Here is a 12,605-nt window from a genome sequence, read left to right as displayed (position 1 = left end):
TAAGAAGTGACAACAAAACAACAACATGGGAGGTTATATAATGAGCAACTTGTTTTTAACACCAAGATATATAATTACTGGAAAGGAAGCACTTAATCTAGCTGGCGAAAACGTTAAACAGCTAGGGGAAAAAGCTTTAATTGTAACTGATGATACAATTGTAAAAATTGGAAGCTTGAAAAAAGTAACAGATATGTTGGATAGTATTAATATTGAATATGTGGTTTATAGTAAAGTAAATAGTGAACCGACAGATATCATGGTAAACGATGGAACTAAAGCTTATAAAGAAGGAAAATGTGATTTCTTAATTGGGTTAGGTGGAGGAAGCCCTATAGATACAATGAAAGCTGTAGGGGCTATGATAACGAATACAGGGGAAATTAATGATTATTTAGGGAAAACGATTCCTAATGCAACCCCTCCTCTAGTTGCATTACCTACAACAGCAGGAACGGGTTCAGAAGCAACTCAGTTCACTATAATATCGGATACAAAGAGGGATATAAAAATGTTGTTAAAGGGGTCTTATCTAATGCCAACTTTAGCAATAATAGATCCGATTTTTACAACGACAGCTCCACCTAACGTAACAGCAGCTACAGGATTGGATGCATTAACTCATGCAATCGAAGCATATACATCAAAGAAATCGCAGACAATGTCAGATACCTTTGCTCTTTCTGCGGTTAAAAGGATAACTAAGTATTTATTAAAAGCTTATCAAAATGGGAATGATGTTGAAGCTAGAACAGAAATGTCAATAGCTGCACTTGAAGCTGGAATTGCTTTTAATAACTCTTCAGTGACAATAGTTCACGGTATGAGTAGACCAGTGGGTGCACTTTATCATGTACCACATGGATTATCTAATGCTATATTGTTGCAAGATTGTTTGAATTTTGCATTATCTGGAACACCAGAAAGATTTTGTGATTTAGCTAAAGCTATAGGCATCTATAAGAAAGGTGAGAGTGATATAGAAGCAGGTCAAGCTTTTATAAAAGAAATTGGAGATCTATGTAGAGACTTAAACATTCAAACCCTTGAAGAGGTTGGTGTTAATAAGCAAAAATTCTTTGAAAATTTAGAAAAAATGGCGGGTGATGCTTTAGACAGTGGCAGCCCAGGAAATACAAGAAGAAAGACTGAAAAGGAAGACATAATAAATATTTATAAATTATTATGGAAACAGGTGAAATAAATGCCACTAGTAAATATGCGGGATTTATTGAGTAAAGCAGAAAAAGGAAAATATGCTGTTGGATCTTTTAGCGTAGCAAATATGGAAATGTTAATCGGTGCTATAAAGGCTGGTGAAGAGTTAAATTCTCCGATGATAATTCAAATTGCAGAAGTAAGATTAAATGCTTCGCCATTAGAGTTAATAGGATCTATGATGGTTGCAGGAGCAAAAAAAGCGAAAATACCAGTAGCTATACATTTTGATCATGGTTTAACTTTAGAAAAGATAAAGGAAGCTCTCCAGCTTGGATTTACTTCAGTTATGATAGATGGTTCAAAATATCCACTGAAAGATAATATAAGGTTAACAAGAGAAGTTATAGATGAAGCAAAAAAATATAATGCAGACGTAGAAGCTGAAATAGGACGAGTAGGCGGTAGTGAAGATGGCTTAAAAGAAATATCAGGTTTGTTTACTGGGGTAGATGAGGCAAGGGAGTTTTTCGATGCAACAGGCGTTGATGCATTAGCAGTGGCAATAGGAAATGCTCACGGAGTATATTTAGAAAATCCAAAATTAAATTTTGATGTATTAGACAAAATAAACAAAAGGGTAGATGTTCCATTAGTATTGCATGGGGGAACAGGTATAAGTGATGACGATTTTAGAAAATGTGTAAGTCTTGGAATTAGAAAAATTAATATAGCAACAGCAACATTTGCTTCAGTTGAAGAAAATGTTGGGAAGTTATATGAAGAGTCCGAAAAAGTTGATTATTTCGAGTTGCATGAGAAAGAAATAGAAGGTGCTTATATTAATGTAAAGAGGCATATTAAGATATTCGGAAGTCAAAACAAAGCATAGGGGGAAATAATGGGTTACATTAAATTTGATAATAGTAGAGAATTTGATATTGTGCCACTCGGAAGAGCTGCAATTGATTTTAATCCTATTGATATAAATATGCCACTTTCAGAAAGTGCGACTTTTAAAAAATATTTAGGTGGGTCACCAGCTAATACTGCAGTTGGACTTGCAAGACTAGGTAAAAAGGTAGGGTTTATTGGTAAAGTATCAAATGATAGGTTTGGTGAATTTGTTATTAACTATTTTAAAAATGAAGAAATAGATACGACGCAAATTTATTTTGCTAAAAATGGAGAAAATTTAGGACTTACTTTTACTGAAATACTTAGTCCAACTGAAAGTAGTATTTTAATGTACAGAAATGGTGTTGCAGATTTAGCGCTGGAAGCCTCCGAAATTAGTGAAGAATATATTAAGAATACTAAAGCTATTATAATATCTGGGACTGCTTTATCTCAGAGTCCGTCAAGAGAAGCAACCTTGAAGGCATTAGAGTATGCAAAGAAAAATAATACAGTAGTTATTTTCGATATTGATTATAGAGAATATTCATGGACTAATAAGGATGAGATTGCAATTTATTATGCTCTAGTCGCAAAAAACAGTGATGTTATAATAGGGTCAAGAGAAGAATTTGATTTAACGCAAACAATAATTGGACAAGATAGTAGCGATCAGGAAACCGCTAATAGATGGTTTAATTATGGTAGTAAAATTGTTGTTATAAAGCATGGAAAAGATGGATCAACTGCTTATACATCAGATAAAAAAAGCTTTAATATAAAGCCTTTCCCAGTTAAACTTCTTAAATCTTTTGGTGGCGGGGATGCATATGGGTCTGCATTTGTTTATGGATTACTTGAAGGATGGGATATTATTGACTGCTTAGAGTTTGGTAGTGCTTCAGCTTCAATGTTAGTTGCAAGTCACAGCTGCTCTGATGCAATGCCAAAAGTCGAAGGGATTAATGAATTTATAAGAAAGAGCAAAGAGGAATATGGTGAAATGGTCGTAAAATCATAAGGAGGATTTAAATGGTAGAAAGTTTAGGTAATCTAAAATACGGTGAAAATACAATATGCGAGATTAACGGTAAAAATAAAGAAATGTTAATGGATATTGCTGTAATAAAACTTGAAAAAGGTTCAGTTAAAACGTACTATTCAGATTTCAAAGAATTGGCTGTATTGATGTTAACAGGAAAACTTGAAATTAGGTGGTCAGGAAATAAAAAAGTAATAGAGAGAACTTCAGTATTTGATGAAGGTCCCTGGTGTTTACATGTGCCAAAGGATACAAAGGTCCAAGTAGAAATTTTAGAACAAAGCGAAATACTTCTTCAATATACAGATAATAAAAATACCTTTGAAGCAAAATTATATTATCCAGAAGATTGTAAAAGTGAAGTATTTGGTGAAGGGGTATGGAATGGTACTGCAAGAAGAGTAGTTAGAACAGTATTTGATTATAAAAATGAACCATATTCAAACATGGTAATGGGAGAAGTTATTACTTATCCTGGTAAATGGTCAAGTTACCCACCACATCATCATCCACAACCTGAAGTTTATTACTATAAATTTAATAAACCTCAAGGATTTGGTTTATGTCTAATAGGTGAAAATGCTTATAAGATAACAGATAGAAGCTTTGCTTTAATTCAAGGAGGCCTTGTTCATCCTCAAACAGCTGCACCAGGTTATGCTATGTACTATTGTTGGATGATAAGACATTTAGATAATAACCCATGGACTGACAGAATAGATGATAAAGATCATACTTGGCTTTGGGACAAAAATGTTAAGATATGGCCAGAAAAATAGTATAAATGATTGATTAAGATATAAGGGGGTTTGAGATGGGTACAATTAGACTGACTACTGCACAAGCAGTGGTTAAATTTTTAAATAACCAGTTTGTAAGTTTTGATGGCAAAGAAGAAAGATTCATCGAAGGAATTTTCGCAATATTCGGACATGGAAATGTATTAGGTCTTGGTCAAGCATTAGAACAAGATCCTGGCAAATTAATAGTACGTCAAGGTAGAAATGAACAAGGCATGGCCCAAGCAGCTGTGGCTTTCGCTAAGCAAAAAAGAAGGAAAAAAATATATGCATGTACATCATCGGTAGGTCCTGGATCTGCTAATATGGTAACTGCTGCCGCAACAGCAACAGCAAATAATATACCTGTATTATTATTTCCAGGTGATACATTTGCTACAAGGCAGCCAGATCCTGTACTTCAACAAGTCGAACAAGATTATGATGCTTCAATTACTACAAATGATGCTTTTAAACCTGTAAGTAAATATTGGGATAGAGTGAGCAGACCAGAACAATTGATGTCAGCTATGATAAATGCAATGAGAGTATTAACAGATGAGGGAGATACTGGCGCAGTATGTATTGCACTGCCACAGGATGTTCAAGGAGAGGCTTACGATTATCCAGAATATTTTTTCAAGAAGAGAGTGCATAGAATTGAAAGAAGAAAAGCTACGGATTTAGAACTAGAAGATGCTATAAGTTTAATAGCTAGAAAGAAAAAACCATTAATCATTTGTGGCGGAGGAGCCAAATATTCAGAAGCAGGTGAAGAACTAAAGAAATTTGCGCAGGAATTTAATATACCTATTGCAGAAACGCAGGCAGGAAAAAGTGCAGTAGAATCAACCCATTATCTGAATCTAGGAGGTATTGGAGTTACAGGTACCCTTGCTGCAAATCTTATAGCTAAAGATGCAGACCTCATAATAGGACTTGGAACAAGATTTACAGATTTTACAACAGCTTCTAAAGGATTGTTTAAGAATGATGAAGTTGAATTCTTGACAATAAATACATCTAGATATAATGCAACTAAAATGGATGCTACTAAAGTGGTCGGGGATGTATTGGTTAATTTAGAACAACTTAGATATAAGCTTATTGAAAAAGGATATAAAAGCGAGTATAACAAGGAGATTTCTGATGCCAAAAATAAATGGGGAAAAGAAATTGAGAGATTATATAGTATAAAATATAGTGAAGATAATTTCAAACCTGAAATGCTAGGACAAAATGAAGCAAGCTTAAGAGAATTTTATGAACTTTGCGGAGAAGCTCTTCCACAAACCACAGTTATAGGTGAAATTAATAATTTTCTTAAAAAAGATTATGTTGTAGTGGGTGCTGCAGGAAGTTTACCAGGCGATTTACAAAAGTTATGGACTTCAAGAGATAAGTATAGCTACCACATGGAATATGGTTATTCATGTATGGGATACGAAATATCAGGAGCTTTAGGAGTGAAGCTTGCAGAACCTAATAAAGAAGTATATGCATTTGTTGGTGATGGAAGTTACTTAATGCTTCATTCGGAATTAATAACGTCTATTCAAGAAAACAAGAAGATAAATGTATTACTATTCGATAACAGCGGATTTGGTTGCATTAACAATCTAGAAATGGGAAATGGAATGGGCAGTTTTGGAACAGAGTTTAGATATAGAAATGAAAAAAGCGGCAAGCTTAATGGTGGATTGATTCCAATAGATTTTGCAAAATGTGCACAAGGGTATGGAGTAAAAAGCTATACAGTCAAAACAATAGAAGAGCTTAAAGAAGCGCTAGTAGATGCAAAAAAACAAACTAGATCTACTTTAATAGATATAAAAACACTTCCAAAAACAATGACAAACGGTTATGAGTCTTGGTGGCATGTAGGAGTTGCTGAGGTTTCTGATAAAGATTCAATAAAAAATGCGTACATTAACAAAACAGATAATCTTACAAATGTAAGAAAATATTAAAACGGGGAGAGATGTTATTATGTTAAAGGTTGGAATTATTGGTGTAGGAAGAATTGGGAAGGTACATGGAGAAAGTATATCAAAATATGTTAAAAATGCTGAAATTAAATCAATTGCTGATGCATACTTAAACGATGCTACAAGAGAATGGGCAAAGAGTAAGGGAATACTTGAGGTATATACTGACTATAAAAAAATATTAGAAGATCCAGAAATTGATGCAGTATTAATTTGCTCCTCAACAGATACACACTCACCAATCTCAATAGAAGCAATAAGAGCAGGAAAGCATGTTTTCTGTGAAAAACCAATTGATCATGATTTAACTAGAATAAAAGAAGTCATTAATGAATTAGGTAAATCTAAGGTTAAGTATCAAGTAGGGTTTAATAGAAGATTTGACCACAACTTTAAATCAATTAAGAATGCGGTTGCTAGTGGAAAAATTGGAGAACCTCATATTTTGAAAATAACTTCAAGAGATCCTGAGCCACCTTCAATAGATTATGTGAAGATTTCTGGTGGCATGTTCTTAGATATGACAATTCATGATTTTGATATGGCTAGATATCTTTTAGATAGTGAAGTTGAAGAAGTTTATGCACTCGGTAATGTATTGATAGACAACGCTATAGGCGAAGCTGGGGACATTGATACAGCTATTATAACATTAAAGATGCAAAACGGAACTTTAGCAGTAATTGATAACTCAAGGCAGTCAGCTTATGGATATGATCAAAGGGCTGAAGTGTTTGGATCATTAGGTCAGGTTTCAATAGCAAATGATAGCACTTCATCGGCAGTAATATCAAATGAAAATGGTGTTACAGGAGAAAAACCATTATTCTTCTTCCTAGAAAGATATATGCAGGCTTATGCGCAGGAAGTAACAGAATTTATTGACGCAATTGTAAATAATACAGATACACCTGTAGATGGTGAAGATGGGTTACAAGCTGTATTAATTGGTGAAGCTGCTACAAAATCATTACATGAGAACAGACCAGTTAAATTATCTGAAATTAAATTTTAATTATGAGGGGTGTTAATTATGTTAAATAGTAAAAAGGTCAAATTAGGTATTGCTCCAATTGCATGGACAAATGATGATATGCCAGATTTAGGAAAAGAAAATACTTTTGATCAGTGCTTGAGTGAAGCCGCATTAGCCGGTTTCCAAGGAACAGAGGTCGGAAATAAGTATCCAAAGGATGTTAAAGTTTTAAAAAAGGCTTTAGAGCTTAGAGGGTTGGAAATTGCAAGTGCTTGGTTTAGTTCGTTCTTAACTACGAAACCATATGAAGAAACTGAGGCAGAATTTGTTAAGCATAGAGATTTTCTACATGATCTTGGGGCTGATGTAATCGTTGTAGCTGAGCAAGGACATAGCGTACAAGGTGAACTAGATACTCCAGTGTTTGATGGGAAGTACCATTTTAATGAGGAAGAATGGAAGCTGCTTGGAAATGGATTAAACAAGCTAGGAAAGTTAGCTCAAGATAAGGGAATGAAAATGGTTTACCATCATCATATGGGAACAGGAGTACAAACAACAAAAGAGATAGATAAGCTTATGAGTATTACTTATGAAAATTTAGTTTACTTGTTATTTGATTCAGGTCATTTAGTATATTCAGGTGAGGATCATATAGCAATACTTAAAAAATATATAAATAGAATCAAGCATGTTCATTTAAAAGATATTAGACCGGAAATAGTAAAAAAGGTTAAAGATGAAAAACTTAGTTTCTTAAAAGGAGTTCGATTAGGAGCTTTTACAGTGCCAGGTGATGGAAGCATTGATTTTAAGCCAATATTCAAAATTTTAGCAGACAATAATTATGAGGGTTGGCTATTGGTGGAAGCAGAGCAAGACCCAGCAAAGGCAAATCCATTTGAATATGCAGTAAAAGCAAGAAAATATATTAAAGATATATGCGGAGCATAATCCTATTACAAAAAGGGGGTGACTTAATGAATCTCTTTTCAGGAATTACATTTATGGCTATCGTTGCAACTGTATGGTTTATTGCTTGGAAAAAATCACAATTAATTAACAAAGATGATGCGGATGGTTATTTCCTTGGAGGACGAAGCCTAACAGGAATAACAATTGCTGGAACAATTCTAATGACGAATCTATCTACAGAGCAAATTGTTGGACAAAATGGCCAAAGTTACGTAGCTGGAATGGAGGTAATGGCTTGGGAGGTTACAGCTGCTTTTGCTTGTGTGCTACTGGCGTTTGTTTTCTTACCTAAATACTTAAAACATGGAATTAGTACTATTTCTGATTTTATTGAAATTCGTTATGATACAACGACTAAAAGAATTATATCATTTTTGTTTCTAGTAAGTTATACAGTTACTTTTTTACCGGTCGTATTGTTTTCAGGAGCGTTAGTTTTTAATAAACTTTTCCATATAGATAAGTTATTAAATGTAAATGGCCAAGTTGCAATTATAATTGTAGCAGCATTTATTGGCTTGGTTGGACTCTTGTATGTGTTGATTGGAGGAATTTCTTTAAGTGCCTTTAGTGATACGATTTATGGTGTTGGTTTAATTGTTGGAGGTATTTCAATTCCAATTTTAGGATTAATCTTGCTCGGTAACGGTAGTTTCACTGGAGGAATTCAATTAATAATCCAGCGAACTCCAGACAAATTAAATGCTATCGGAGCACTTGATTCAAAATTGATTCCTTGGCCGACATTGTTCCTCGGGATGTTTTTCAATAATCTATTTTATTGGTGTACTAATCAAATGATTGTTCAAAAAGCATTAGCAGGAAAGAATCTCAAAGAAGCACAAAAGGGTGCTTTATATGTAGGCTTTTTTAAAATTTTTGGAGCTTTATTTTTAGTTTTTCCGGGGATTATTGCATATAATATGTTTGGAAAGACACTAAAAGTAGCTGATGATGCGTACCCATCTTTAGTCACGGCAGTACTTCCAACATGGGCTTATGGTATTTTCGGAGCAGTAATTTTTGGAGCTATTTTAAGTTCTTTCGCAGGAGCTTTAAATAGTACTTCAACCCTATTCGCATTAGACTTTTATAAACCAATAATTCGTCCTAAAGCTTCTGACAAAGAAGTTGTTAAGGTTGGAAAAATAGTGACAGCATTTGTAGCAATAGTTTCAATAGTTGTAGCCCCTTTTATTGCTTATGCACCAGCAGGTTTGTATACTTTCCTTCAAGAATACAATGGCTTTTATAATATGCCATTACTAGCAATTATTCTGCTTGGTTTCTATACAAAACGTGTTCCTGCCTTAGCCGCAAAAGTAACAATGATTTTTCATATTATAGCCTATACGATTTCTAAATTTTTATTTGCTGATGTTAATTTTTTATACGTATTGAGTGGTTTATTTTTCTTGGATATTTTAATAATGTTATTAATTGGTAAATTAAAACCGATGGAAATACCATTCAAAATTCAAGATGATGAAAGTAAAGTTGATTTAACACCTTGGAAATATGGAAAGTGTATTGGAATAGCTGTTGTAATTTGTATGATCGGAATGTATATATTATTTTCACCACTAGGACTTGCTAGATAAAAAAGAAATAAGAGAATGTTCTTATGGGTTTTTGCTATAAATACTGAAATTACAATCTATCGCCTAGAAAAATCATGTGCGAAAGGATAATTGATTATGAAAATTAATAGAATCAAAGAAATTGAGGAATATATATTAAGAAATGAATCAGTCACTTTAGATTCATTATGCGATATTTTTAAAATCTCTAAAAATACAATTCGCCGATATATAAATGAACTTGTAAAAAAAGGGAGTGTAAAAAAAGTTTATGGAGGAGTAACAGCTATTATTAAAGAAATAATTCCTTTCGAAGAAAGAAACATTAAAAATAATTATGAAAAAATGGCAATAGCTAAGGTTGCATCTGAATTTGTAAATGATGGAGATGTAATATTCATTGATTCTGGGACAACAACAATTAATATGATAGACTTCTTAAAAAACAAAAATGATGTAACTATACTGACGAATAGTTTGAATGTTATAATAATCGCACTCCCTTTTCCAAATTTAAATGTTATTTGTACGGGAGGAAGGTTAATAAGAAAAACAAATTCTTTTGAGGTGATAAATACTCTTACAATATTCAAAGATTATAATATAAATAAAGCATTTATGGCTGCTTCAGGTATTTCTATATCTAATGGAGCCACAAATTCTTCACCATTAGAATATAAAATTAAAAAAATTATAGTAGAAAAGAGTAATGAGTTGTATTTGTTAGCAGATTCGTCTAAATTTGAAGTTTCATCACTTATGACTTATTGTCAATTAACAGATATAGATTATCTTATAACAGATAGAAAACCATCTGAAAAATATATAGAATTTTTTGAAGAAAATAAAATTAATTTTATTTTCTCTGAATAATGGTTCAAGGGCATTTTTAATTATTGAGGATTATAATAAAAATAATAAAAAATTTATCAAATTAAACTGTTTTTCAGTATAATTTTTTGTTATAATTATATTCATAAAGAACATCCCTTTTGGTTTTTGTTTGTTGTCATTCAATTATGCCAAATAAGGGGATGTCCTTCTATTTTTCAACCATAAATACTGAAATTAAAGGCTATCGCATTAAAAATTTATGTGAGAAGGCTTTGCTTATAAAAATCAATCCAAATTAGCGGGAAAACTGAATAGCATGGTTCAAAATTTAAACTGTAAGATTAATTTTGCAGCGTCCAAGATGATGAGCAGCTACGAAGGTGATGATTTAACCGATAAGACTGTATGAGTCTTGTCGGTTTTTTAATCCACTCTGATGATGTTTATTATGCCAATCCACAATTATATATAGTTATTAAGAAATTTTTTGAAGTATTATGAAACTATAATTATTACGTTGCAATACATATATTATGTTATAATGTATATATTATGTGGAATTTGAATAAAATGTATTGTGCGGGTTTTGAATATTAGAAGAAGCGTAATAGATAAAAATGTAAAATTTATATTTAACTATTTGCAGAAATATACAGGGGGAACAAAATGTTTAGTCCAATAAAAAACACAAAAGTTTATGAACAGGTAATAGATCAAATAAAAAATATGATTGATAAAGGTACGCTTAAAAAGGGTGACAAACTTCCTTCAGAGAGGAATTTAGTGGAGCAATTAAAGGTAAGCAGGGCTTCTATCCGTGAAGCGCTTAGAACATTAGAAGTCATTGGACTTATAGAGTGCAGACAAGGAGAAGGTAGTTATATAAAAGCAAATTTTCAAGATAAATTATTTGAACCGCTATCAATTATGTTTATGTTAGAGGGAAGCAATCCAGAAGAGATATGGGAGCTTAGAAAGATTGTGGAGGTTGAGGCTTCAGGCCTTGCTGCGAATAGGATAACCAGTGAACAACTAAAAGAGTTAAAAGAGCTTACTCAAAGATTTATGAATTGTGCGGACGAGAATACTAATGTTGAAATTGATAAAGAGTTTCATTATAAGATTGCTGAGTGTTCGGGCAATGTTTTAGTATTTAACATTCTTAAAACAGTTTCAACGCTTGTAGATCATTTTATTAAGGATGCAAGAAAATTAATATTAGTTGACCCAGAAAATAAAGAAATACTTTTTTCTCAGCACAATGAGATATATTTATCTATGGAAAAACATAGCTCAGCTGATGCTAGAAAAGCAATGCGGGAACATTTAGATTTTGCAAATAGGTATATGAGTAAAATAAAATGATTTCAAAACATATAATTTTGTCCAAAGCAAAAAGTGAGAGTAATAACAAATATTACCCTCGCTTTTAAATTTTTAAATAAAATAAATATTGTTAATTAATTAATTAATAATAGTAGAAATATTTTCAATAGTGTGTTATTATGATTTAAAAGATGGTCAGACCATCTTACCATTAATGAGTTTTAGATTTTCTATAAAAAGAATGGAGGAGCACATATGGAAATTTTAGTTTGTATAAAGCAAGTTCCAGGAACTTCAAAAGTTGAAGTAGATCCAGTTACAGGTGTTTTAAAAAGAGATGGTGTAGATTCAAAAATGAATCCTTATGATTTATATGCATTAGAAACAGCACTTAGAATAAAGGAAGAAAAAGGTGGGGTAATTAAGGTTATAACTATGGGACCACCACAAGCAAATGATGTAATTCGCGAAGCATATATGATGGGAGCAGATGAAGGAGCACTTGTATCTGATAGAAAGTTTGCCGGAGCAGATGTTCTTGCTACAGCTTATACACTTTCACAAGGTGTAAGGAAAATGGGAGAATTTGATCTCATATTATGTGGAAAGCAGACAACAGACGGAGACACTGCTCAAGTAGGACCAGAAATGGCTGAATATCTTAATATTCCTCACATTGCAAACGTTTTAAAAATAATAGAAATAAAAGAAAAATCAATTATTGTAGAAATGGATATGGCAAATACTGTTGAAGTAGCAGAGATTCAATTTCCATGTCTTTTAACTGTAGATAAAGATATATTTCAACCAAGACTTCCATCTTATAGGAAAAAATTAGCTACAAAAGATAGAGAAATAAAAATGATAACACTAAACGATTTTGAAGATAAAGATGAAAAGAAATATGGACTTAATGGTTCACCAACTCAGGTAGAAAGAATATTTCCACCAGATGTAAATAATGATAGAGAAACATGGACAGGCAATGGTGCAGAGCTTAGTTTAAAAATAGCTGCAAAACTTAAAGAATTAAAATTTGTATAGAGAAGG

11 protein-coding genes are annotated in these 12,605 nt (G+C 32.5%); all 11 read left to right on the top strand.

Annotation, left to right across the window (positions count from 1 at the left end; translation table 11 throughout):
- Positions 1-40: 40 nt before the first annotated feature.
- The 11 genes from ACWJKE_RS08725 to ACWJKE_RS08675 all read left to right on the top strand — a co-directional run bounded on the left by ACWJKE_RS08725 (position 41) and on the right by ACWJKE_RS08675 (position 12,599).
- Positions 41-1,204 carry an iron-containing alcohol dehydrogenase gene (locus tag ACWJKE_RS08725; protein WP_462959339.1) on the top strand — a complete coding sequence of 388 codons (1,164 nt, stop codon included), beginning with the start codon at positions 41-43 and terminating at the stop codon, positions 1,202-1,204.
- Positions 1,205-2,050, top strand: coding sequence for a class II fructose-bisphosphate aldolase (locus ACWJKE_RS08720; protein WP_216303444.1), 846 nt, complete (start codon positions 1,205-1,207; stop codon positions 2,048-2,050). It abuts the gene before it with no gap.
- A 9-nt stretch (positions 2,051-2,059) separates the two neighbouring features.
- Positions 2,060-3,076 (top strand): 5-dehydro-2-deoxygluconokinase, encoded by a 1,017-nt coding sequence (gene iolC / locus ACWJKE_RS08715; protein ID WP_216303445.1) that lies wholly within the window; start codon positions 2,060-2,062, stop codon positions 3,074-3,076.
- 11 nt (positions 3,077-3,087) lie between these two features.
- Positions 3,088-3,876 (top strand): 5-deoxy-glucuronate isomerase, encoded by a 789-nt coding sequence (locus ACWJKE_RS08710; protein WP_216303446.1) that lies wholly within the window; start codon positions 3,088-3,090, stop codon positions 3,874-3,876.
- Between the two features lie 35 nt (positions 3,877-3,911).
- The gene (gene iolD, locus ACWJKE_RS08705) at positions 3,912-5,846 is read left to right on the top strand and encodes a 3D-(3,5/4)-trihydroxycyclohexane-1,2-dione acylhydrolase (decyclizing) (protein WP_216303447.1); all 1,935 of its coding nucleotides are present in this window, start codon (positions 3,912-3,914) and stop codon (positions 5,844-5,846) included.
- A gap of 19 nt (positions 5,847-5,865) precedes the next feature.
- On the top strand, positions 5,866-6,879 hold the full coding sequence (gene iolG, locus ACWJKE_RS08700) for an inositol 2-dehydrogenase (RefSeq protein WP_216304652.1): 1,014 nt from the start codon (positions 5,866-5,868) through the stop codon (positions 6,877-6,879).
- An 18-nt stretch (positions 6,880-6,897) separates the two neighbouring features.
- On the top strand, positions 6,898-7,794 hold the full coding sequence (gene iolE, locus ACWJKE_RS08695; RefSeq protein ID WP_220286536.1) for a myo-inosose-2 dehydratase: 897 nt from the start codon (positions 6,898-6,900) through the stop codon (positions 7,792-7,794).
- Between the two features lie 26 nt (positions 7,795-7,820).
- On the top strand, positions 7,821-9,416 hold the full coding sequence (locus ACWJKE_RS08690; protein ID WP_216303165.1) for a solute:sodium symporter family transporter: 1,596 nt from the start codon (positions 7,821-7,823) through the stop codon (positions 9,414-9,416).
- Between the two features lie 96 nt (positions 9,417-9,512).
- Positions 9,513-10,268 carry a DeoR/GlpR family DNA-binding transcription regulator gene (locus tag ACWJKE_RS08685; RefSeq protein WP_216303164.1) on the top strand — a complete coding sequence of 252 codons (756 nt, stop codon included), beginning with the start codon at positions 9,513-9,515 and terminating at the stop codon, positions 10,266-10,268.
- 627 nt (positions 10,269-10,895) lie between these two features.
- A complete protein-coding gene (locus ACWJKE_RS08680; protein ID WP_216303163.1) occupies positions 10,896-11,594 on the top strand; it encodes a FadR/GntR family transcriptional regulator in 699 nt (232 codons plus the stop codon).
- Positions 11,595-11,810: 216 nt separating this feature from the next.
- On the top strand, positions 11,811-12,599 hold the full coding sequence (locus ACWJKE_RS08675) for an electron transfer flavoprotein subunit beta/FixA family protein (RefSeq protein ID WP_216303162.1): 789 nt from the start codon (positions 11,811-11,813) through the stop codon (positions 12,597-12,599).
- Positions 12,600-12,605 lie beyond the last annotated feature (6 nt).

The organism is Clostridium sp. CM036 (genome assembly GCF_055081135.1).
The sequence above is the reverse complement of the archived record's forward strand: the minus strand, read 5'-3'. Positions and strand labels throughout refer to the sequence as shown.